25 protein-coding genes and 1 other RNA gene are annotated in these 23,081 nt (G+C 54.2%); 13 read left to right on the forward strand and 13 right to left on the reverse strand.

Annotated features, from left to right (window positions below):
• Positions 1-588 precede the first annotated feature (588 nt).
• Positions 589-1,092: a disulfide bond formation protein B gene (locus OXI60_02785; GenBank protein ID MDE0308744.1), complete on the forward strand. Its 504-nt coding sequence runs from the start codon at positions 589-591 to the stop codon at positions 1,090-1,092.
• Positions 1,093-1,108: 16 nt separating this feature from the next.
• Here the strand turns inward: OXI60_02785 and OXI60_02790 are convergent, their stop codons facing one another.
• The 7 genes from OXI60_02790 to OXI60_02820 all read right to left on the reverse strand — a co-directional run bounded on the left by OXI60_02790 (position 1,109) and on the right by OXI60_02820 (position 8,856).
• Positions 1,109-2,854: a BatD family protein gene (locus OXI60_02790; protein MDE0308745.1), complete on the reverse strand. Its 1,746-nt coding sequence runs from the start codon at positions 2,852-2,854 to the stop codon at positions 1,109-1,111.
• Positions 2,855-2,867: 13 nt separating this feature from the next.
• Positions 2,868-4,604 carry a VWA domain-containing protein gene (locus tag OXI60_02795; GenBank protein ID MDE0308746.1) on the reverse strand — a complete coding sequence of 579 codons (1,737 nt, stop codon included), beginning with the start codon at positions 4,602-4,604 and terminating at the stop codon, positions 2,868-2,870.
• On the reverse strand, positions 4,588-5,577 hold the full coding sequence (locus tag OXI60_02800; protein MDE0308747.1) for a VWA domain-containing protein: 990 nt from the start codon (positions 5,575-5,577) through the stop codon (positions 4,588-4,590). Before OXI60_02800 ends, OXI60_02795 begins: the two co-directional genes overlap by 17 nt.
• A gap of 10 nt (positions 5,578-5,587) precedes the next feature.
• A complete protein-coding gene (locus tag OXI60_02805; protein MDE0308748.1) occupies positions 5,588-6,046 on the reverse strand; it encodes a DUF4381 domain-containing protein in 459 nt (152 codons plus the stop codon).
• 75 nt (positions 6,047-6,121) lie between these two features.
• Complete coding sequence (locus OXI60_02810; GenBank protein MDE0308749.1) at positions 6,122-7,048, reverse strand: DUF58 domain-containing protein; 927 nt, start codon at positions 7,046-7,048, stop codon at positions 6,122-6,124.
• 15 nt (positions 7,049-7,063) lie between these two features.
• On the reverse strand, positions 7,064-8,077 hold the full coding sequence (locus OXI60_02815; GenBank protein ID MDE0308750.1) for an AAA family ATPase: 1,014 nt from the start codon (positions 8,075-8,077) through the stop codon (positions 7,064-7,066).
• A 14-nt stretch (positions 8,078-8,091) separates the two neighbouring features.
• Positions 8,092-8,856, reverse strand: coding sequence for a dienelactone hydrolase family protein (locus OXI60_02820; protein ID MDE0308751.1), 765 nt, complete (start codon positions 8,854-8,856; stop codon positions 8,092-8,094).
• A gap of 299 nt (positions 8,857-9,155) precedes the next feature.
• Here OXI60_02820 and OXI60_02825 point away from each other — a divergent pair, with 299 nt between their 5' ends.
• From OXI60_02825 to OXI60_02845, 5 genes are all read left to right on the forward strand, one after another.
• Complete coding sequence (locus tag OXI60_02825) at positions 9,156-9,362, forward strand: hypothetical protein (GenBank protein ID MDE0308752.1); 207 nt, start codon at positions 9,156-9,158, stop codon at positions 9,360-9,362.
• Positions 9,363-9,364: 2 nt separating this feature from the next.
• Entirely contained in the window at positions 9,365-9,667 is a 303-nt protein-coding gene (locus OXI60_02830) for a cell division protein ZapA (GenBank protein ID MDE0308753.1), read from the forward strand.
• Between the two features lie 32 nt (positions 9,668-9,699).
• Positions 9,700-9,883, forward strand: a non-coding RNA gene (gene ssrS / locus OXI60_02835) — 6S RNA.
• A gap of 18 nt (positions 9,884-9,901) precedes the next feature.
• The gene (locus OXI60_02840) at positions 9,902-10,498 is read left to right on the forward strand and encodes a 5-formyltetrahydrofolate cyclo-ligase (protein MDE0308754.1); all 597 of its coding nucleotides are present in this window, start codon (positions 9,902-9,904) and stop codon (positions 10,496-10,498) included.
• 223 nt (positions 10,499-10,721) lie between these two features.
• Positions 10,722-11,174, forward strand: coding sequence for an EVE domain-containing protein (locus OXI60_02845; GenBank protein ID MDE0308755.1), 453 nt, complete (start codon positions 10,722-10,724; stop codon positions 11,172-11,174).
• Here OXI60_02845 and OXI60_02850 read toward each other — a convergent pair.
• The 5 genes from OXI60_02850 to OXI60_02870 all read right to left on the reverse strand — a co-directional run bounded on the left by OXI60_02850 (position 11,144) and on the right by OXI60_02870 (position 16,155).
• Positions 11,144-11,983, reverse strand: coding sequence for a 4'-phosphopantetheinyl transferase superfamily protein (locus OXI60_02850; protein MDE0308756.1), 840 nt, complete (start codon positions 11,981-11,983; stop codon positions 11,144-11,146). The genes OXI60_02845 and OXI60_02850 overlap by 31 nt on opposite strands.
• Positions 11,958-12,188 (reverse strand): hypothetical protein, encoded by a 231-nt coding sequence (locus tag OXI60_02855; protein ID MDE0308757.1) that lies wholly within the window; start codon positions 12,186-12,188, stop codon positions 11,958-11,960. The genes OXI60_02850 and OXI60_02855 overlap by 26 nt, the downstream gene beginning before the upstream one ends.
• A gap of 19 nt (positions 12,189-12,207) precedes the next feature.
• Positions 12,208-13,719: a threonine ammonia-lyase, biosynthetic gene (ilvA, locus tag OXI60_02860; GenBank protein ID MDE0308758.1), complete on the reverse strand. Its 1,512-nt coding sequence runs from the start codon at positions 13,717-13,719 to the stop codon at positions 12,208-12,210.
• A gap of 234 nt (positions 13,720-13,953) precedes the next feature.
• Positions 13,954-15,411: a thioredoxin family protein gene (locus OXI60_02865; GenBank protein ID MDE0308759.1), complete on the reverse strand. Its 1,458-nt coding sequence runs from the start codon at positions 15,409-15,411 to the stop codon at positions 13,954-13,956.
• The gene (locus OXI60_02870; GenBank protein ID MDE0308760.1) at positions 15,412-16,155 is read right to left on the reverse strand and encodes a metallophosphoesterase; all 744 of its coding nucleotides are present in this window, start codon (positions 16,153-16,155) and stop codon (positions 15,412-15,414) included.
• A gap of 151 nt (positions 16,156-16,306) precedes the next feature.
• Here OXI60_02870 and OXI60_02875 point away from each other — a divergent pair, with 151 nt between their 5' ends.
• Together OXI60_02875 and rpiA are read left to right on the forward strand one after the other, a co-directional pair.
• Complete coding sequence (locus tag OXI60_02875; GenBank protein ID MDE0308761.1) at positions 16,307-17,977, forward strand: NERD domain-containing protein; 1,671 nt, start codon at positions 16,307-16,309, stop codon at positions 17,975-17,977.
• Between the two features lie 111 nt (positions 17,978-18,088).
• Positions 18,089-18,727, forward strand: a complete 639-nt coding sequence (rpiA, locus tag OXI60_02880) for a ribose-5-phosphate isomerase RpiA (GenBank protein MDE0308762.1) — start codon at positions 18,089-18,091, stop codon at positions 18,725-18,727.
• 26 nt (positions 18,728-18,753) lie between these two features.
• On the opposite strand, the gene trmB is transcribed toward rpiA, so the two are convergent.
• Positions 18,754-19,443: a tRNA (guanosine(46)-N7)-methyltransferase TrmB gene (gene trmB, locus OXI60_02885; protein ID MDE0308763.1), complete on the reverse strand. Its 690-nt coding sequence runs from the start codon at positions 19,441-19,443 to the stop codon at positions 18,754-18,756.
• Between the two features lie 422 nt (positions 19,444-19,865).
• On the opposite strand from trmB, the gene OXI60_02890 reads away from it, so the two are divergent.
• The 5 genes from OXI60_02890 to ccmD all read left to right on the forward strand — a co-directional run bounded on the left by OXI60_02890 (position 19,866) and on the right by ccmD (position 22,771).
• The gene (locus tag OXI60_02890) at positions 19,866-20,324 is read left to right on the forward strand and encodes a DUF3574 domain-containing protein (GenBank protein MDE0308764.1); all 459 of its coding nucleotides are present in this window, start codon (positions 19,866-19,868) and stop codon (positions 20,322-20,324) included.
• Positions 20,325-20,565: 241 nt separating this feature from the next.
• Positions 20,566-21,186 (forward strand): cytochrome c biogenesis heme-transporting ATPase CcmA, encoded by a 621-nt coding sequence (gene ccmA, locus OXI60_02895; GenBank protein MDE0308765.1) that lies wholly within the window; start codon positions 20,566-20,568, stop codon positions 21,184-21,186.
• The gene (gene ccmB / locus OXI60_02900) at positions 21,183-21,854 is read left to right on the forward strand and encodes a heme exporter protein CcmB (GenBank protein ID MDE0308766.1); all 672 of its coding nucleotides are present in this window, start codon (positions 21,183-21,185) and stop codon (positions 21,852-21,854) included. The genes ccmA and ccmB overlap by 4 nt, the downstream gene beginning before the upstream one ends.
• A 3-nt stretch (positions 21,855-21,857) precedes the next feature.
• Entirely contained in the window at positions 21,858-22,595 is a 738-nt protein-coding gene (locus tag OXI60_02905; protein ID MDE0308767.1) for a heme ABC transporter permease, read from the forward strand.
• Positions 22,592-22,771, forward strand: coding sequence for a heme exporter protein CcmD (gene ccmD / locus OXI60_02910; GenBank protein ID MDE0308768.1), 180 nt, complete (start codon positions 22,592-22,594; stop codon positions 22,769-22,771). The genes OXI60_02905 and ccmD overlap by 4 nt, the downstream gene beginning before the upstream one ends.
• Positions 22,772-23,081: the final 310 nt, after the last annotated feature.

The following is a 23,081-nucleotide window of genomic DNA, read 5'->3' on the forward strand; positions in this document are numbered from 1 at the left end:
CCTTGCGATCGCGAGTCATACCAACGGTTTTCAGTTAACGAAAATGCCTCTACATCATGTATTCACAGCAGAATTCGAAAACTCAGGCGATGGCGCACAAGATGCTACGGCTGTTCGAGTTTTGTTGCTGAAAGAATATGGGCCATAATCGGGACACCCTTATACAGGTACGTTGAGTGGGAGGAAATGCTGGACATTTCAATTGATGAACTATTGGATGAATTTCCAGAAGATCGGCGAAATCGCATCATTTCCTGAAACTGACCGATTAGAAACAGAGTACCTGACGCTGCAAAAGTTGCGCAAGGCTAAGAAGCTCAGCTAGGCGCAGTTGGCTGAGAATCTCCGGTAAGCGACGGTTTCGAAGGTGAAAACAGTATGGGAACTGTGCCAATTTCCAAGCAGCTTATCATTGGACGCGCACCGGCGTCATTTGAATTGCCGCTCACTGACTTGCGCCGGTTGTAAAATAACCGGCAGGTGAGGCATTGTAGTGCCACTCCATTTTTTAGTTCACAGTATCAACTACTTAAATTACAGCTTGTTAAAGATCGCTTAAGCCTGCGGAACAAAACGAAATCGAAGCAAATGACAAGTTTCAGAATCAACAATCTGGGTATCTTCACTGTTTGTGCGATATTTATCGCTGTTGCCTACTATATGCAGTATGTGATGTATCTTGAACCGTGCCCCTTGTGCATGGTGCAAAGAGTCGCGATCATGCTGATCGGACTGATGTGCCTCGCCGCGTTCGTGCACAATCCTTCCAGACTTGGAATGATTCGATACAGCGTTGCCCTGATGTTGCTTGCGACATTCGGTGCGGTGATTGCAGGCCGGCACGTCTGGCTGCAGCATCTTCCGTCAGACAGGGTTCCCGAATGCTTTCCAGGAATCGGCTTCATCCTGGCAAACAATCCATTTATGGATGCAGTCCGAATTATTTTCGGTGGCACAGGTGAATGCGCACAGACCCAATGGACATTTCTTGGACTGAGCATTCCAGGCTGGACTTTGGTCTTCTTTCTGACATTCTTCGGTCTCGCGCTGTTTCAATTGATCCGACAGGTCAGACAGCCCAGCTTGACTTAACCTGATCACGCCAGGGTCAGTCAGTCGAGAGTTCCTGATCAAACCACAGGTCGTCGGATTGCTGCCTTGACCGAGCGAAAAGGAACTTCACATGTTTTCTCTTCGAGGGGGTCTGTATGGTCCTTCGGATGCGAGCAAACTGTTTCCAGAACTGATCGCCATCCCAGTTGTGCAGATCGTTCGAATAGATATTCAAATCCAGTTGCTGTAATTCTCGGCTGAATTCGGTGTCGCCAACCCTGTTGCCGAAGTCGATCAGGTTTCTCGGTGAACGATCGGGCCACCATAGACGAGCCAGGTCAAGCAGTGCAACAGCGACCCCGTTTGCATCGTCATCACGACAGGCCGCTCTGACTTCACTGACAGACTTTCGGATTGTCAGGTGGTGCCGGTCGCCTTTAGCGGAATCACCTGAATCGAGCGCCAAATTTTTTCTTCGGCTCAGAAACCAGCCCGCGATCGTCAGCAACCACATAACGAGCATTCCAAGGCTGACCAGCATCCAAATTCGGTCAGCTTCGGCTACCGGTGACAAATAAGTGTCAGCGGACGCTGAAGCCGAGGGCTGACTGTCAGACTCACCGGTCGCAGGCATCGCGATTGCGGATGCCGCGCGCACGTTCGTCATCTTTGGCAATACCGCCACTTTTTCCCTATCTTCGTCAACGTCCCACCAGACCACCCTGAATTCCGGTATTGTCAGGTTTTCCGTATCGTTCGGGATAAATACGAATTCCTCCTTGCGCTGGGCAACTGTTGCCCGCAATGTCTGATGCGTATTCAGGGCGGGGCTATTGCTGTAAATTCTCAGTGACTGACTGGACTCATAGTCCGGAGACGTCAGCTGGATTGCACGCAACCCAACCGCCTCGATTGAGATTTCCCGGGATTCAGGTCTGCCAACCTCCAGATCGGGAAGTCGCCCGCCCCACGAGTCCAGAATCTGAAGATCACTGGCCGGCAACCAGGTCTTGCCCGTATAAGAAAGCGGTTTTGGACGAACCTGGACAGCTACCGATTCAGAACTGATTCGCTTGCGCAGGTACTGCGTCTGCAGCGTGGCCTGATCATAACTGGAAACAACACCTGTAAATTCCACCGGAGGAATTTCGTAGGTTCCGCTCTGTTCCGGAAATACTGCATAACGCTTTTCGATCACAGCATAATCCCTGCCGCCTCGCTTTGATTCGTACCTGCGGTCACCGCCCAATCGCTGCACGTCCGCGAACCCCATGACAGGGTCTGAGAAACTGCCTCTCGCAATGTCGACGGCAGTAAATAGTCTGGTAATAAACACCATCTGTGACTGAACATAAGGATTCCGTGGAGTGGCTTCGATCTCCACAAACATGTCCTCACCCGCTTTTTGGACATTTCCGGTAAATTCCCTGACCTCGATCTCCAGCGGTTCGGTCGTGTGCCCGCCGATCGTAATCCCCGCTATGGCAAGGGTGCCGGTCTTCTTGGGCCTGATCCCGAATATCCAGTTGTGCACAATATTGGAAACACCGTTTTGGATCTGGATGTTCGTCTGCGTCGACTCGCTCACTATGTCAAAGTCGTTTTCGAGCATGGACAGGTCAGGACTGCCGCTGACCTCGTTGGCGGCACCTTCAAAAGTCACAATCAGATTGACGGATTCATCCAGATAGACTTCCGTCCGATCGAGATGTGCCTGGAGCGAGTTCGAATGATTGGATGCGGACACCGTGACCGGCACGATCATCGCAACCAGAATCCAGCAACGCAACGCAGTTTTCATATCTCTTCCGCGACTACCAAGGCTGAATCATGGGGCGCGGTTCATCGCGGATAAGGTACTCGTAATGAAACTTGCGGCGAAGCAACCCTCCCGGATCATCCGGAATCTGCCTCAACCACTGCTCCATCACCTGATCCAGTTCGTCGTCCAGATTGGCTTGCAGCTCGATCTGCTCGCCGGATTCGCCGCGTTCAGTCAGACTCTCGTCCTGCTCCGGTCGGTCGCTGCCCATTGCCTGCTGCCCGCTGCGACGACTCAGAGCTCCCTCATCCTGTCCGTCGGGCTGATCTGCCTGATTCGATGAGACAGCCTGGTCATCCGGTGCTGTGTCTTTCGACTCTATCGGCTGATCGGCGGCCTGATCCTCGCTTTCCGATGCGGTGGGCGGGGCGGACATCTCCTGTTGCTGCAGCAGACGCCTCACGATATCGAGATTGAACCTGGCACTTTCAAATTGCGGATCGCTCTGCAATGCAGCCTCGTATTGCTCAATCGCTTCGAGATAATCTCCCGACTTTGCCAGTGCATTGCCCCTGTTGTACCTGGAAACAGCATCGTCCGAATGTGCGAATTCTAAAGCGGCCTGATTGAATTCCTCGCTGCGGTAAAGGGCGATACCGTTCCACTCAGGAAACTTCTGAATGACCTGGTCATCGTAGTTCTGCGTCTTTACAGAAGCCGCAGCACGCTGGTCCGGCCGCTGCCACAGGTCGGACCATTCAAAGGCGAAAGACTGCTGGGCTGGAACGACCACAAACAGGGTCACTGCGAGCAGCCAGCCGCGTCGATACAGCAACGCGGCCAGCGGTAGCAGAAAAATCAGCAAATATGGACCCCGATCCTTCCATTGTTCAGTAATCACCGATTCATCAATTCCGGTCGCATCAGCAGCAAACCGGGACCCCTCACGAACAACACCCGACACCTCTTGCGTGATCGTAGAGAAAGTGCCCCCGCCTGCCGACGCGAGCTGAGCCAGTTCCGAATAGTTCACAGTCGCGGTGATGAGGTTTCCGCCAAGATCTCTGAGGAACTCACCGCCCGGCGTCACAACCGGCGCGCCGGATTCGGTTCCGACTCCGATTACAGACAGACTATATCCGTCGTCACGCAAGGCCCTTGCCGCATTGACAGCGGCTGAGTCGACCTCATCGGCGATCAGGACAACGGTTCCAGCGCGGTAACCCGATCCCTTCAGCATCTGCCGGGCCTGCTCGATGCCAAGACTGGCCCTGCTGCCCTGCACCGGCATCATTGAAGTCTGCACCGACTGGAGGAGGTGTGTTGATGTCGCAAAATCATCTGACACAGGAACAACCTTGAAGGCGCTTCCAGCAAACACGACGAGACCGGTTGCCCGACTGTTCTGACTCTCAATCAGCTCAATTGACTTGTAACGTGCCCGCTCAAGCCTTGAGGGAAGCAGGTCAGTGGAATTCATGGATTGGGATAGATCGAGCACGACTACAGTCGCTTCCAGGTTTTCAAAAAGATCGGCCTTCTCCCGATCCCAGGCAGGTCCGGCAAGCGCTGCAACTGCGAGCGTCCATGTTGTCAATGCCACTGTGCGGACAAACACTACGGACGTATTGTTTCCACTGCAGATCAGGTGGCGCAATAACAAAGGATCACAGACTGTCGCCCAGCTGTCTGAACCCCGCCTGGTGATCGCGAACGCGAGCAATGGTCCCAACAGCAACAAAAGCAGCCACCAAGGTCTCAGAAAAACGAACTCAATCGGAAATGACATCGCTCACCTCCCTTCGAGTGTAATCGCTCAACCGCAGCGAAACCGAATTCCAGAACACCAGCATCAGCAGCGATAGCAGTGACAGCATCAATGGCCAGTGATAAAGTTCCTTGGCGATAACCCTGCGTGCTGACTCATCCTCAATTGGTTCAAATCTATCGATCTCATGGTAAATTCTTTCCAGATCGCGCGAATTGGATGCATGAAAGTATGTTCCGCCTGTACCCGCTGCGATCGCGCCGAGCACCCCGCCTGCCGGCCCGGTTGCTGCGGAAGGCGTTTGCGGCAGCGCGCCGATCGCAATCGTATAGATCCGGATGCCGTGGTCCATCGCCAATCGCATCGCCTGCAAGGGCTCAATCGAACCCGCGGAGTTCTCACCGTCTGTCAGAAGAATCAGGATCCGATTTTCGGCCGGCCGCTCGCGCAGCACTTTGACAGCCAGCCCAATCGAGTCCCCGATCGCCGTTCGGGCACCGGCGAATCTGGTTCGCGAGGTGCTGAGAAATTCATGCACTGTATCAACATCAAAAGTCAAAGGCGCATAAAGGTAGGGGATATCGCCGAAAAGGATCAAGCCGACCCGATCGCCCTTCCTGCGCAATACGAACTCCCCTGCGATCCGCCTCACGACATCGAATCTTGAGTGCCTGCTCTGCGAGAAGTCCTGCTGGTCCATGCTGCCGGATGCATCCAGCGCAATCAGGATGTCCCGACCGGATATCGGAACCTCGAAAGAGTCATGAATCCAAACCGGGCGGGCGGACGCAGCCACCAGCGCGGCCCATAGGACTGCAGCCAGAACAATCGATCCTCGGGAAGGCGAATCAGCTGTCATGCCATTGCTCGTCACCTCGTGGAAAAATGGCGCTCTCAACGACGGCAGGATCTGATCACTTCGGGGGACCAGCCAACGCACCAAGATCGGCAATGGCAGCAGCACAAGCATCCATATCCAGACGAATTTCAGCATGCCGTCATCCCTAGGTGACGTGCGTCACCCATTTCATGCACACATGCGTGAGCGGGTCAACATCAGCAACTCGGTGTCGTTCGTAAGGTGCGGTGATCAACAGACGACCGGGGCCCTGTGTGAACTGGTCTGTCTCACCGCTGGAGTCCAGGAACTCAAGCCATTGTTCTCCAGTCAGTCCCGCCACAGAAGCGTTTGGAAACTTGCTCATCGCAACTCGGCGCATAAGAATGGAGAGTCTGATCGCAGCCTGGTCGGGCTTTAGCGCAACTGCCTGCGAAATGTCCCGCGCGATGTGCTGTCTTGCGCGATTCTCCCGTATAAGGCTGAGCAGATATCTGATTCCGAACGGCAATAGGATCAGCAAAATTGCAAGCACCCACCATCCGATGGCAGGCGGCCACAACCCTGGGTCCGGTGGCGGTATGACATCCCGCAACTGATCCAGCAAGGACGTGTCAACCGGCATGACGAACGATCGAATGCGGGGTGTTGATTCTGTGTGATGTGCGCATCGATTCACAAGTCCTTGATCACGACTCTGTCACCGGCTGGCGGGAAGTCTTCTGACGTGCAACCTGCGACTGAAACCCGCTTGGAGTGACATGGATACATCGTCACCCGGGGTCAACTGGATCAGGGATGCCCGGGCCCGGGTCGCCGCCTCGCGGAATCTTTCGTTTCTCTCATCCAGAATGCGCTGCAGCTTCCTTGAGTGCCGTCTGGACGAGATGCGCAATGCGGCATAGCTGGTACCATCAGTAACCCGGTAATTTCCTGCAGGTAACGCGGTACGCTCCACCGCGTCAGAGATCCAAATCAGACTGAGCGCTCTTTTCGAGCTGAAATATTCGAATGATCGGATCGCGGACGCTGAAAGTCTCGAAAAGTCGCTGAGCGCAATGACCATGTCGCCATACCGCACGCGTTTGGCAATCGACGCCAGTGATTCGCTCAATCCGTCGAAGCCGGCGGCAGTCTCGGTATTTCGACTGAGGTCAGACAATACTGCCAGCTGTCGGGTCAGACTGCGGGCGACCGATGCGAATCTCGACTGGTATAGTCTCGAGTCAGAAATTCCCGTAATGGACACCAGGTTTCCCTGATCAAGTGCTGCCCAAGCCAGCAGTGATGCAGCCTCCGCCGCGACCACTGACTTGAACGCGGTACGAGTGCCGAATCGCATGGTTGACGACATATCGACAACCAGATATACCATTCGCTGACGATCTTCTCGAAATACCTTGGTGTGCGCACTGCCGGTACGGGCGGTCACACGCCAGTCAATCATCCTTGAATCATCGCCGGGGGTATATTTTCTGGACTCCTCATAGTCCATCCCGCGCCCCGGGATGGCCGACCTCGTCTCGCCGGTCAGGAGGGCACCCATGAATTCACTCAAATACAGACTGTGCGCCAACGGCCGCAGACGGACCAGCTGTTGTGTAGAAACGTCGATTCCGGTCAGCATGATCTGCCGTTCCGATCAGGGTACCGCAACCACCGCGATCAGTTTCTGAATCACCTCATCGACATCGACGTTTTCGGCATCCGCCTCGAAGGTCAGCAGCAATCTGTGCCTCAACACATCCAAAGCAACCTGCTGCACATCTGCGGGCGAAACATAATCCCGGCCATCCACCCAGGCTCGCGCGCGCGAGCACACGTCGAGTGCGATAGTGCCCCGGGGACTGGAGCCGATCTGGATCCAGCGCGCAAGGTCCGCGTCGTAGCGCTCGACGTTGCGTGAGGCGTCGATCAACTCGATGATGTACTGCTCGACCATCGGCTCCATGTGAACCTCATAGATCTGCGCCCGAGCCGCGACAATGGAACTGTGAGTGACTTGCAGCATGTCGGTGGGTGTATCCGTGCGATCACCGATGGCTTCCGAACGGGCGATCCGGAGAATGCCCTGCTCCTGGTCCTTATCCGGATAACCGACCCTCACCTGCATGAGAAAGCGGTCGCGCTGGGCTTCGGGCAGTGGGTATGTACCTTCGTGTTCGATCGGATTCTGGGTAGCCAGTACCATGAACAGATCCGGCAGCCGGTAGGTCTGGTTGCCGACAGTGATCTGGCGTTCTTCCATGGCCTCGAGCAACGCGGACTGGACTTTCGCCGGTGCCCGGTTGATCTCATCGGCCAGGATGATCTCGTGAAACAGAGGGCCTTTCTGAAATTCGAATGTTCCTTTTTCCGGACGATAGATATCCGTACCGGTCAAATCGGCCGGCAACAGATCCGGCGTAAACTGGATACGATGGAACTCACCCTGGATGTAACTTGCAAGTTCCTTGACCGATCGCGTCTTGGCCAAGCCGGGGAAGCCCTCAAGCAACAGATGCCCGCCACAGAGCAGTCCGATCAGCAACCGATCGATCAGGTGACGCTGACCGACCACCTGCTGCGAAAGAAGTTCAGGAATCTTGCGGATGTCATCGGCGCCATGATCGGTTTGACCAGTTCCAAAAACTGCATTCTTGAGGCTCCTTTGCATCTCGGATTTCGGCCTCAGCTCAGATGCTGATTGAAAAATTCCAGTGTTCGATTCCAGGCGAGACCGGCATCTTCCGCGTCGTGCCGCGCAGTCGTAGGATTTGCGAATCCATGATCAGCCTCATACCAGAAATTGCTGTATGTCTTGCCTGCAGCATCCATTGCCTGTTCGAATCCTGACACCATCTCCTGATTGATCCATTCATCGCGGGTCGCAAAATGACCCATGACCGGACCGCTGAGGCTCTGTACCTCTTCGCGTCCCTTGGCGCAGCGTCCATAATAGATGACAGTCGCGTCCACAGGCGTTGCAATGGACGCATTCAGCGACCATCCACCGCCAAAACACCATCCGACCGTTCCGACCTTGCCGTTGCTTTTGGGATGGTCCCGCAACCAGTCGACCCATGTGGTCAATGTTTCTGTCGCGATGTCCGGATGGACATCCCCCATCAGTTCCCGTGCTGTGCCGGGATCGTTTGTCACCTGCCCCTGATAAAGATCAACGGCCAGGGAAAGGAATCCTGCCTCGGCGAACCGGGGTACAACATTTCGGATCTGGTCGTTCAGTCCCCACCATTCATGAATCAGGATGACCGCACCGGCAGGGCTTGATTCTGGCTCCAGAAAATAGCCCGAAACCGAACCATCTGACATCCACAGTTCCGCCTCGACATTGTTCTCGGTCGCCGCGGCGGATGTGACGGTTCCGGCAGCCATTACAGCCAAAGGAGCGGATCCGATCGCTTTCAGTGCGTCTCTTCGTCGTTTGTTCACCATGGTTTTCTCCTGATTACCTGATCGGTTTTGTATTCTCCAACAGTTGAGCCTATTTTAGCAATTCGACACGGTATCGAACAATTTCGTCGGCGACAGTCTGACGCAAGATATGGAATGCGAAACAGCAAGACGTTCCACACTCAGAGGACATGGATATTCCAGGTTCATGGACATAAACCCGGGGTCACTCCCTCGCCCCATACGCTGGGACGGTACACGATACCAAAATCGCTTACCAATTCAATTTGACAATACGTGAACTTAAAGCATAATCTCATTTGGGACTGACCGCCGAAACCATGACCGAAAAACCAAGCAAAACTGATTTACTTGAACAGAAGGTTCTCGAACTGATTGCCAGGCACGATGAGCTGAGATCGGAGAATGTTCGGTTGCGCAAAAAGAACAATGAACTGTCAGTTTCCAACCAACTGCTCTACGACAGCAACCGAAGGGCAAGTCGTAAGGTCAAGGACATCATCAGCAACTTGAAGAAAGCCAACTGACAATGAATGAAAAACTGATTTTGAACGAGCATTCACAAATTTTAAAGATCAAGGTCGGAGGCCGACATGTCTCTCTTGCGTGCGCTTTGGACCAACGGCAGAGTTTGCTCAATGCCGCGAGTGCGCTGAACGCGGAAATCTCCATCATTCAGAATTCATCGGCCACCACCGCTGTAACCTTTGAATCGGCTGTCATTATCGCGGCGTTGAACTTCGCTGCCCAAATCATCGAAAACAGCAGTCCGGAAAATCAACTCGACTTCGACGACTTGATTGACAAAATTGACGCAACTTTGGCCGATTGACTCTATAATTCCTGGCATCGGCAATTGTTAACTGCCGCCTGTAGTGTTCGAGTCGACCTATCGCTTTTGAACCTAAAGGATAATTCGGGGACAAAATGAGTCGACTGTTGTGAGCGTTGCCTTGTCGCAAAGCACCTGATGTCGGCACACCAGTCACCCACTTGAACAAGTTGGTTCAAGGTTTTCCGGTGACGACGCGGCACGTGCGGGCGGCTTTTGATTTTTGCACCATTCATGTCTTCTTGCCAATCGAGTATCAGAAGAGAAATTCGGTCGCGCCGAAGATCTCTCACCCGTCAGCAGCAAGTTCTTGCGTCCCAGCGTGTAGCCGATCAGCTGCAAAAACATCCCATTTATCTGACCAGCCGCAGAATTGCGTTTTTCTGGCCGAACGACGGGGAGATCGATCTTACCCGCGCCCTGATCAGATCTTTGACCCAGCACAAGCAATGCTATCTTCCGGTGTTGTACCGCGGTGGCGAGAATCGACTGCTGTTCGGACGATTCAGGGCCGGAGCGACGTTGCGGCTCAACCGGTTCGGCATTCCCGAACCCGACCTGGCGAGGGATGGATGGCTGTTCGCCAGGCAACTTGACCTTGTATTGACGCCACTGGTCGCATTCGACAGTCACGGGAACCGTATCGGCATGGGCGGTGGTTTTTACGACCGGTCCCTGCGCCAGCTGAATCTGCCCGGCAACTGGCAACGTCCCTATGTTCTGGGAGTCGCTCACGAATTCCAACACTTGGAGCACATCGGTCGCAACACTTGGGATGTCCCGCTGAGCGGGGCAGTTACCGATCAACGGATCTATCACTTCGAACCGTGATCCAGCGCGAAATACAGACTGCCTCCATACATGATAGAATGACCGCGGATGTCAGTGCAGAGCCGACTTCCCGGAGGGTCCGGACGCTGGTTGGAATCATCGGTTCTCATTGGGCCGGTAACATATGCCGTTACTCGCTGAAATCGGGTGGCAGCGATGTGATTTTGCAGACAACTCTCCCAAGGCAACAAACCCTGAAGTGTGACTCATGAACTATTGGCTGATGAAAAGTGAACCCGATGTCTACTCCATACATGACTTGGCCGCTGAACCGGGTCAGACAGACTACTGGGATGGGATTCGAAACTACCAGGTGCGCAATTTCATCCGCGATGACATGAAGGCTGGAGATCTGGCTTTTTTCTATCATTCCCGATGCAAGGTTCCAGGCATCGTCGGTACGATGCGGATCGTCCGGGAAGCCTATCCAGATCACACCGCGTTTGATGAGACCGAAAAATACTTCGATCCCAAAAGTGATCCGGACAATCCTCGCTGGCTGATGTTCGATGTCCGCCTCGATACCATATTCCCCGACATCATCTCGCTGACAGAACTGAAACAGCACGAACCGCTTGCCGAGATGCGGGTTGTGCAGAAAGGAAATCGGCTGTCGATCACACCCGTTACCAAGCAACAGTGGAACTACATCGTATCTCTGTCCACTGGCGATTGACTGCGCTGCGGCACAGAGGCGGCGTCCGGCAACCGAAAGCGTCGGAATTGCCATCCCGTACCCGCAATCACCACCGACGCGGTGATGTCAGGCTCACGGAAAAATTGGACGACTTCCCATATCGCGCCGATCTCGTCGCGAATGGCGAACCGGTCCGAACCTGCATCATCGACCAGATTCACGCTGTTGAGACGGTATCTGATCCCAACCCCTCTGGCTTTGCCGTAAGCTTCCTTTCGGGTCCAAATCTTTAAGAAAAATCTCTTTTGCTGCGATGGGGCATGTTTCAGGTACTGCTCGTGCTCCTGGCTGGAAAATTTTCTTTGTGCAATTTCCCGATGCCTTACCTTTCGGGTCAGAAATTCGATATCAACGCCAATTTCGGCAGATCTGCAAAATGCGAATACCGCTTCGTGCCTCGTATCGGTCGAATTGAATTGCAGGTCGGAGGAGATATGGTCCGGAAGATAAGGCTTGCCAAGATTTCCCAGTTTGAATGAAATCCTGTCGGGTTCGACAGCAGCATATCTGCCGAGCAGTTCCTTGAGAATGCCTCTGGCACAAATGAACCGCTGGCGCGAGAGTTCGACTCTGTACCGCGCGGCCCGTCGCATCTCGTGACGGTCCATTAAACTTTCCAGATATCTGATGCGTTCCGGACCTGTATCCAGCGTTGTCGACCACAAGTGGACCTCACCCGGCAACAGTTGCGGAAATGGATCAGTGTGCGACCACGGAATCTCGCCGACTGCCGGGTCGCGGCTTGCAGGGGTTTGGAGTCGGTCAGCTGAGTCCGTTGTTCGACTCATCGTACTCGTTGATAATGGCGAGCGCCTGCTCCTCAGCTTTCGAATTCCTGCCAATCTTCCTCTTTTCCTGAATTCGCCAGGTCAGGCCCTGCCGATCAAACAACTGCGTACCGGCCAGATCTTTCAATGCCGCGACCGGCGCTTCGCCCGGGACAACATAGACACCCACAAACTCCACGTCATTCAATTCGGTCGGTACGTTCACAGCTATTCCCGCAAAAAACCTACGTCAGGAACATCCTGTAGACTGGGTTGTCCGATTCATCGACGTAGGCATAGCCCACCCTATCCAGAAATGTCCTGAACTGTGCCATTTCATTCGGTGGAATCTGGATTCCGCACAGTACCCGACCGAAGTCGGTGCCGTGATTGCGGTAGTGAAACATACTGATATTCCAGGAACTTCCCATATTCTCCAAAAACCCCAAGAGCGCGCCGGGCCGCTCGGGAAACTGGAATCGATAGACCTTCTCGTTGGATGCATTCGGCGCACTTCCGCCGACCATGTGCCGAACATGGATCTTCGCCATCTCATTATCTGTCAGGTTCAGCACAGGGTATCCATTTGCTTCAAGATCCTCTATGCAATTGACAACTTCCCGCTCGCTCTCGACCTGAATGCCGGCGTAGACATGAGCCTGCTCCGGGTCAGAAAAACGATAATTGAATTCCGTGATGTTCCGGTTTCCGATGGTTGAACAGAACTTCTTGAAGCTGCCTGGCCTTTCGGGAATGGTCACGGCGAGAATCGCTTCCCTTCGCTCACCGATCTCCGCCCGTTCGGAAACGTGCCGCAGTCGATCAAAATTCATGTTGGCACCGGAATTGATCGCGACGAACTTGCGTCTGCGGCCACTGAGATTCCGGCAGTACTCCTTCATTCCCGCTACAGCCAAAGCCCCCGACGGTTCCACAATACTTCGGGTGTCCTCAAAGATATCCTTGATCGCGGCACAAACCTGATCGGTATTGACCCGAACGATCTGATCAACATAAAGACGTACGAGTCGGAAAGTCTCACGACCGACCTGCTTGACTGCGACACCGTCCGCGAAAATGCCCACGTCCTTGAGCTTGATTCTTCGGTCCGCCTGCATTGACCGATACATCGCGTCCGAATCCTCAGGCTCGACCCCGATCACTTTGACTTTTGCATCGACGTTCTTGATGTAGGTCGCCACACCTGCGATCAGTCCGCCACCGCCGACGGGTACGAATACCGCATCCAATCCATCAGGAACTGACTGTATGATCTCCCGTCCAATCGTTCCGTTGCCCGCAATGATTTCCGGATCGTCATACGGTGGAATGAAACGGAAGCCATGACGCTTGCAGAACTCGGCGGCCGCCACGCCCGCCTCGTCGTAACTGTCTCCTACCAGCATGACTTCGGCACCGAGCGCCCTGACTGACTTGACCTTGATCTGCGGACTCGTGACCGGCATGAAGATCGTCACCGGACAGTTCAGTTTCCGCCCCGCGAGCGCAACGCCCTGGGCGTGATTACCTGCCGAGGCCGCAACGACTCCCTTTTTGAGGTCCGCCTGCGACAGTCTCGTCATCTTGTTGTAGGCGCCTCGAAGCTTGAAGGAGAAGATGGGTTGTTCGTCTTCGCGCTTGAGCCAGATGTCGTGATCGAGCCGACGCGAGAGATTCGATGCATAGTCCAGGGCGGTCTCCTCGGCAATCTCATAAACCCTGGCCAGCAAGATCCGCTGAAGATAGTCCTTTACCATGGCAATCCAGGAAAAACAGTCGAATAAATCTGAAAACACATACCAGCTGATCATGTTGAGCGAGGGAATCGAAAATCGATTCGGGCGATGTTCAAAAAATTATAGCAATCAGATTTTTTGCCACGCGCACATTTGTACGACCTGATGGACTTGACAGGCGAGGAGATCGGGTGGGCAACTCGCTGGATTCGGTCTGCAACTCACCCGACAGACTGTGTCAGGAAACCCGCGACCTCAGCTCGAAACTTCCGACAGGAGCTGCAGCAGCTCTTCGGTGTCGAGAAACCCGTACGAAAGAAGCCCGTCGAGGTAGTTTCCCTGCTCGTCAAAAAACACCAGGGCCGGCGGGCCGAAAACTCCGAGTCGCTTTCTTGTACTGCGCCCGAATTCATCATCAGGATCCGTCACGTCGAGCTTGAGTGCAAGAAAATCCTCCTGCAGGCGAGCGACAACTGTCGGATCCCTGAATGTGCTGCGATCCATTCTCTTGCAATCCAGACACCAGTCGGCAAAAAAGTCCAGCATGACAGGACGGCCGATCGCTTTCGCATCGTTCAGCAACTGATCAAACTCATCCGCGCCCGTGACGTAGGTGAAAAGCTTCGACCCGGCATTGCCTGCGTCGTTCACGTCGGTCAGGCCACCGCCGGCGATGATCCTGCTCAATTGAGGCAACGGGTCGGTGATGTCACGGTTGCCTGCGGATGCTCCGACGAGAACAACGCCGCCCCAGACCATCACCGCAATTCCAGCTCCCTTGAGCAATCGGTCTGAAGAGCTTGGTGTTGATGCACTCATTTGACCCGCGCCGAGATATACCGCCGTCAGGACGAGCAGCAGTCCCCAAAGCAGCAGTACAGGAACATCAGGAATCTCGCCCAGAAGGTGAATCACTGCCGCGACCTGCAAAATTCCCAGCAACCGTCTGGCCGGGAGCTTCCGGTCGCTGTCGCGGCGCTCAATCAGTGTCAGGATCTGCTTCATGCGTTGGGGTGCTGTGATCAACAGGACGCTCCACATCAGCGCAAAAACCACAACGGCCGCAAAAAATAGCGAGGAGTCCGCCATGACAGACACCGGTAAGAATAGTGGCGCAACAATTGCGACCAGGACAAGCACCGGCAAGAAGCCGAATCCACACAGCAACAAAAAGCGATAGGCAACCGGGGGCGAGGGGCCAGGTCGATCATCCGCCAGCAATGCGTTTGGAATTCGTATCTGATAAAGTCCGAACAGCGAAAGAGCCGATAGGATAAGAATCGCTCCCAAGACGATCGGCATCCACGTCTCATTTGCCAGCAACCGACCGATATCAACTCCACCCAAATTTCCAGAAATAAGCGCCGCTGCCAGCACCGCGCCGGTAAGGCAGGCTAAAAACGGCATGAACCTGCCCGATGGTCTGTCAGTTTGGCGCTTGTCCCGCAATGCGGTCATTCTCGCTGCTGCATCCAGCATGTCAGTGACAAAAGGCGCAAGCGACAGCAAAATCCCGACACCGATCCCGATCATCAGAATAGTCTGCCAGGGTGTGGCAATGCCATCGAAGAGCAAGGGGCCTTGGGATTCGAGCTGGGCGTACACGTCTGTCGAAGCCGCGAGCGATGCAATCGATATGATCGATAGACCAAGTCCTGACTTAAACCCCCTTTCTTTCATCGCGACAACAGCCCTGTCCGTTTCAGCACCCAATCAGACCTCTATGATCAGATCCGAACGGAAGTCCGCATTCAGCGCAAAGGGTGAGTAGCCCCGCGGATTGCAGACTACCCTGGTACCGTCCACATCGTAGTCGAAGGAGTCGTGCATATGCCCATGCAGCCACAGCTGTACCCGATCGCCACCCATCAGGGGTTCCAGATCACTCAAGAATGCGGGATTCAGGGGGTCACTCTCAAACCTCGGATGCCTGGATTTCGATGACGGGGCATGATGCGTGATAACGACGGTCGCTCCGGGGGAATGCTCAGCGAGCCGGTCAGACAGCCAAGCTCGGCTTGTTTCATGCAGCACCACTGAGTCATTGGGGTCGAATCTCTCGCCATCCATGCTGATCCGGGAAAAATCCGACATCCTGGATCTGGCTGCCAAAATAGCCTGGACTTCACCGGCCGCGCCATTGATCTTGAAGTCAGTCCACAATGTGCAACCGAGAAATCGCACGCCGTTGATGGTCATCTCGTCGTTATCCAGGACGTGAACATGTTCGGCTGCGCTCTCCTTGAGCTGATCCACCAACCGAATGTCATGACCGTAGAATTCGTGATTGCCCGGAATATAGATGACGGGTTTGTCGGTGATGCACCTTGATGCCCACTCCAGTCCACCGAATCCAACACCGATATCGCCCGCAAGAATGACCGCGTCCGCGTCTGTTTCCGGGACGTTGAAGTCTTCGAATTCGACATGCAGATCATTCAGGATATGCAATTTCATTTTTCGGTTCCGATTCGGATCAATCACGGCTGCAAATGCGTCTCGCAGATTATAATGCCCGTCGCCTGGTCGTCATCGACATCTTCCGACACCGAAAGGATGTTCAGATCGCAGTGAATTCATTGCCGGTCGAGAGAATCACAACACAAACATGGCCCGCCTCGTACCGAAGTTAAACCTGTCAGAGATCCGAAATGGATCTGAACGGAAAGTCGCGACCGTTCTGGTTGAGCAGCTTCCGGAAAACAATGTCGTAATCCATAGCTTCAATTGGGTGCGACGCGAGTCCTGCACAATTGTTGAGGGAGAGTGCGACTTCGTGGTGATTGACCCGGACCGAGGAGTTCTGTTTGTCGAGGTGAAAGGCGGGATCGTCAAATATCTGCCGGATGAGGGCGTGTGGGTTCGCGTTCGATCCGGCGACGGTGATTCCATGCCGATCAAGGACCCCTTCGCACAGGTCTCCCGCAATATGCACGCGATCGTCGAATTCGCCGCTTCAAACCTGAAGCTTGAAAGGTTTCCCCATACCTATGGTTGCGCCGTCATGTTTCCGGACGGCATCTTTCATGGACCGCTTCCAGCGGGTGTGCAGCGAGAACAGATATTCGACGCGAACACGCTCAAACAGATGTCAAAGGGTATAAGGCGGGTAATCCGGCTTTTCTCACGCAAATCAGCTGTCAGCATGAGCGCAACACAGCTCAGGCAGCTTCAACATGCCCTGTTGCCAAAATTCGAGATTGTGCCGGTCCTTTATCGGACGATTGAAGATCAGGAATTGATGTTGCATCGCACTACCGAAGATCAGAAGAATCTGCTCAGCTCGCTCAGCGAGCACAGCATCGCGGCCATCAGGGGCGGTGCAGGCACCGGAAAGACCCTGCTCGCCATCGCCAAGGCGCAACAATTGGCAGCCAACGGGATTCGAACCCTTTTGGTCTGCTACAACCGCGCACTGAAGGACTGGTTGCTGGAAACTGTATCAGATGAGTTCGCAGACCTGCTCTCGATCAGTACCTTTCACAGTCTCGCCGACGACTTTTGCAGATTGGCAGGAATTGAATTCATCGACTCCGACAGTGCATCAGACCAGAGCTTCTGGAATGATGTGGCGCCGAGTCGACTCGCTGAAGCCTGTGATCGTCTGCCGGACGAACATAAATTCGATGCGGTTATCGTCGATGAGGGACAGGACTTCCAGCTTCTGTGGTGGACCAGTATCGAGTATGTATTTCGAGACCCCGATCACAAGTCATGCTATTACATATTCTATGACCCGTGGCAAAAGTTCGGCAAGTCCAACACGGTCGATCTGCCGGACGGATTCGGAAACCCTTTTGTACTGAACACGAACTGCCGCAATACAACACAAATCGCAGAGCACTGCGCCGCCATCATCAACGAGCCGGTTACGACCAAGGCGGACATGCCGTCTGGCGTGTCGCCGCAAATCCATCATGAGAGCGGCTGGCAATCAGCATTCAAGAAAGCTCAGCGGATTGTCGGTGAACTTTGTCGAGCTGACGGGCATGGGCTTAAATTTTCCCAGGTAGTCATCCTGACACCAGGATATGCCAAAAAGCATTGGCCGGACAAGGCGAGAGTCACTCAGATAGCTGACGCCATCAATCAATGGCGAAACGACGAAAGCATACTGATCGCATCCCTGCACCAGTTCAAGGGACTTGAAGCGGATGCGGTTGTGCTGCTGACAGCATCGTTATCGAAAATCAGTGATGATCACAATACTGATGACTACGTCGGCTGCTCCAGGGCAAAGCATATACTGCACGTGGTGCACGTGAACGAAGACCAATGAGCTGGCTGTGGCGGACGATGCCCAGACTGCCGAAATGCAATATCAGGGTGTGCTGTACAATGCCAATTCAATCGCAACGCACAGGCAGGCTTCGAATTGAATACGCAAGGGATGAAGCACGCGGCAGCACAAGCTGCGCTCGATCAGGTCGAACTCGGTGATATCGTAGGTGTCGGTACCGGCTCAACCGCGAATATTTTCATTGAGCTGCTTGCGGGTATCAGAGGGAAAATTGATGGTACTGTCGCGAGTTCAATCGAAACCGAACGGCGGTTGAGGGAGTTGGGCATACCGGTGCTCGACCTGAATCGTACCGGGCGGTTGCCGATTTACGTCGATGGCGCTGATGAAGCCACTGCAAATCGCCACCTGATCAAGGGGGGTGGCGGCGCACTGACACGAGAGAAAATTGTCGCTGCCGCCAGCGAAAAATTTGTGTGCATCGTCGACGAAACAAAGGTAGTCGATGTATTGGGAACGTTCCCGCTTCCGGTAGAAGTCATTCCATTGGCTCGCAGCCAGATTGCCAGGCAAATCATCGCCATGGGCGGATTGCCTGAAATTCGCGCCGGATTCACAACCGACAACGGCAATGAGATTTTGGATGTACGCAACCTTGACCTGCTGAACCCGCCCGAGATTGAAGCCAAGCTCAATAATATTGCCGGCGTGGTCACCAACGGTATCTTTGCACGGCGGCCTGCTGACATTGTCATTGTCGGACGTGGAGATCGTATTGAGCAATTGTGAGGCAACTGAAAGCGGATGGCGTCCACTCACCGCACTCGGCGTTCAAAAACGAGATCATAGATCCGGTCACCGCGGGCCAGCGCTTTGAGCTCGTAGCGGGTTTGCGGACGCAGTCTCTCACCGGTGTAAAAACGGTCTGACCCGGCAACATTATCAATTCTGTCATTGGACTCAAGATGTCTGAGGGCAGCCTGCGCATAGTCGGGCCAGTCGGTGGAAAAATAAATCCGTCCCGCAGCCTGCAGGCAGTCAGCACACAGATCGACGAACTCCGGGTTCATCAGCCGTCGCTTGTGATGTCGTTTCTTCGGCCACGGATCGGGAAAGAGAACGTAAATTGCGGCGAGGCTTGCCCGAGGCCGGCAATCGCGCAGGACGTCCCGAGCATCCCGGGCACAGATCCGGACATTATCCAGTCCGCGGCGATCCAATGACATCAGGCACTTGCCTATTCCAGGGCGATAGACTTCAATCCCGACATACCCCGTAGTCGGATTGTCGGCGGCGAGTTCCACCAGGGCATCGCCGTCACCAAATCCAATCTCGACGGCGTAGCGATCAGCACCGGGGAGCAGCTCGGACAGTTTGATCTCTGACTCACCGCGGTGTACGACATAGCGATGCGAGAGCTCTGCGAGAGCACGTTGCTGCGCCTGCGTGATCCGACTTTCCCTGCGGGCGTAAGTCCTGTTTCTGAAATTGGGTTTTGGCTGCATTTTCTAGCGGCGATAGGGACTAACTGGAAGAATCAATTGTCGAAAATGTTAAGTTAGTACTGTACTATTAATACATAGTTTACCCGCCGGCAGCGTGCTGTCGGCTCAGGGACTGCTTCTGAGCAGTCCCTGCTTTTTTGAGGATGAACATGCAAACAAGAATTTTTGGCGCTGGAATCAATTTGTATTATCGACTCAAAGAGATTTAACGGAACAAGGGTATACAGACAAAGTGGCTTGATCCCGTCGAACTCACAACGATCGTACTGCCAAAACACTGCAATATAGAAAAACTTCGATACTTCACTGCACGTGTTTCCGGGATCCCTGGATCTGAACGGATCGGACTGGCTGGAACGAGAGCCATCAAACCTCGACTGAGGCAAGTTTGTATAATCCGATGGTGATCAAGTCGACTCCCAATGAATATGAAAATCCGCTCCGCAATCAAGTCCGGCGTGATTGGCCTTTTCGTTTTTTTCATGATCTCGTCAGTCAGCCAGCCGACGAGCGCCCATGAAGTGGCTTGTCCGCCAGGCATGTCTCCCTGGGTGACTTTCAACCTGTACTTCGGCCGCGGAACCCCAGACAATCCGGAGGCTGTCAGCGAGGAGGACTGGAATCAGTTTCTCAGGGACGTCATTACGCCTCGATTTCCAGGCGGCCTGACCGTAATCGATGTGTACGGTCAGCACTACGACCATGCAGTCAATCGGGTAATCTCTGAGAAAACCAAATTGCTGAATGTTCTTGCACCGTACGAAGTGATTGAGACTGTTGCGAACGCGGTCTCGGCCATTGAACAAGAGTATGTTGAAAGATTCCCCGAACGGGGCGGTGTTTTCATGACGTCAATCCCAGTCTCTTGCGTTGGGCTGTAGCGCTACCGTCGTATCGTCCGGCTTTACCTGTCAACTGAATCACTGACCCGGCAATCCGCCGGCAATCCGTTAGTCGCAGTCGATGTGCTCCATCCCGAAATACAATTGCATCCGCACGATGTCATTGACAGCCATGCGCAGTGAAGCAACTTTTTCTCCACCCTCCCGGGATCGGTAGAATCGGGTTGATTCCGCCATGACACCTGGTTCTTGGAGCAGACGCCGCGGAAGGAAATGACAAGTGCTTGAGGTTCGAGATCTGAAAGGAACGCGAAGCGACCTTGAACTGTTTCGCGATCTGAGTTTTCAGGCACTGCCGGGAGAAGTCGTCTATGTACGCGGATCAAACGGTGCCGGTAAAACCACCTTGTTGCGAATGTTGTGCGGACTGATTCGTCCGGATGAAGGTACGGTTTTCTGGGGTGGCGTCTCGCTTACAGACTGTGAAGCAGAATTCCATCGGGCACTGGCTTACGTCGGACATGACAACGGTATCAAGGGCGACCTGACACCTGTCGAAAACCTGAAGTTCTTTCATCAGGTCAACTCAACGGACCCGCGCGTGAGCCTGACACAGGCACTGGACCGGCTTGGCATCGCGTCTCTCGCTCACATTCCATGCCGATATCTCTCAGCCGGACAGAAGCGCCGCGTCGCATTGGCACGACTTGTGATTTCGAATGCCCGGCTCTGGCTGCTGGATGAGCCGTTTACAGGGCTGGACGAAACCGCCCGGCAAATGGTGTCTGGTCTGGTCGCTGAGCATCTCACATCCGAAGGTCTGTGTATCGCAACATCACACCAACCCGTCGACTTCGATCGATTCAGGACGAATGAGATTCATCTGGGAACCCTGTCATGAACAGTCCATTCCTGTCGCTGTTGCGACGCGACCTGCTGCTGGCATTCCGAAATCCGGGTGATCTGGCGACCCCGGTTATTTTCTTCGTCGTGGCGGTTACGATATTCTCGTTTGCGGCCGGCGGGGACCTGGAGAAACTCTCAACAATCGGTCCCGGTGTGGTCTGGGCAGCCGCATTGCTATCGGCCATGCTGTCGCTCGATGGGATATTCCGTGACGACTATGAGGATGGAACCCTCGAGCAGCTGTTGCTGGCGCCATCCGCATTATCCGCACTTGTACTCGCCAAGACACTCGCTCACTGGCTGTCCACCGGACTTCCGCTGATTGCGGTCAGTCCGGTACTGGGTATACTAATGAATCTTGATTCCTACTCCAATTCCATACTTGCGGTGACGGTCGCCTTGAGCACACCCGTATTCAGTCTTGTTGGCGCATTCGGCGCGGCACTGGTCGTCAGCCAGAGAAAATCGGGCGTTTTGCTATCTCTGCTGACACTGCCGCTTTGTATACCGGTCCTCATCTTTTCGGTTCTGGCTGTCGCGGCAGCCGCGTCGCAGCAACCGGTCGGCGGGCACCTGTCACTGCTGGGCGCTTTCCTGGTGTTCAGTCTCACGGTCGCGCCATTCGCTACCGCCGGCTCCCTGCGACTGATGGCAGGGGATTGACCCATGTTCCTGTGGTTTCACCGCCTCGGTTCGGCGAAATACTTTTTCAGTCTCGCCGGTGTGCTGACGCCATGGCTGGGCATCCTGGCGGCGATTTGCATCATCAGCGCCCTGTACCTGGGACTGTTTGTCGCGCCGCCGGACTATCAGCAAGGCGATGGGTATCGGATCATGTTCGTGCACGTGCCATCGGCCTGGATGTCGATGTTCATCTATGTATTCATGGCGTTCAATGCCGCAATCGGACTGATCTGGCGAATCAAGATCGCACATCTGCTGAGTACCGCAGCAGCCGTTGCCGGAGCCTCTTTCACCTTCATCACACTGGCAACCGGATCGATCTGGGGCAAGCCGATGTGGGGTGCCTGGTGGGCATGGGACGCTCGCCTGACATCCGAACTCATCCTGTTATTCCTGTATCTTGGATTCATCGCACTGCAGTCGGCGATTCAGGACCGGACCAAGGCACAGCAGGCAGGGGCAATCCTGCTGCTCGCTGGCGTGGTGAACATTCCAATCATCCACTACTCGGTATTGTGGTGGCATACGCTGCATCAGACCGCATCGATCACCAAGTTCGGCGCGCCGTCAATTCATTCAAGCATGCTGGCACCGTTGCTGCTGATGTGGGTGGGATTCACCTTTTTCTTCTTCTACCTGCTGTTGCTTCAGGCCAAGGCGTTAATTCTGGAATATGAGCGTTCGAGCCGCTGGGTACAGGAAGTCGGTTCAGTCAGATGAGTTTTGCCGAATTCGTTGCGATGGGCGGACATGGCAAGTTCGTGTGGAGTGCATACGGCATTACCTTCGCAGTGCTCGCGATCAATCTCCTGTTCACAATGAGACGCTTGCGAAAGTCACAAAGGAACATTGACAATCAGCGATCTTCCGACCGGCCTGACAATGCCGACCATTGAACGAAAGCGGCTTTGGGCCTGATCGATTGCCGCGGCAATGAAGCGAAACAAGCTTGTGCCATGTATCTTGTACGGATACGAAGCCTGCCGCATAGGCAACGGTTCTGACTATGGAGCGATAGCGCTTGATATATGAGTTTTGCTCATGATTCGCAAACCTTGCTCTCGCAATCCGAGAGGTGTCCACACAACAATTGCTGCCATGAGGAAAAAAATTTGACAAATTATTCGGTCATATATAAATTAAGCACTGGTAAGAGGCATTTTCGTTAACTGAAAACCGTTGGTATGACTCGCGATCGCAAGGGGG

This window comes from Acidiferrobacterales bacterium (genome assembly GCA_028820695.1).
Lineage (GTDB): Bacteria > Pseudomonadota > Gammaproteobacteria > Arenicellales > JAJDZL01 > JAJDZL01.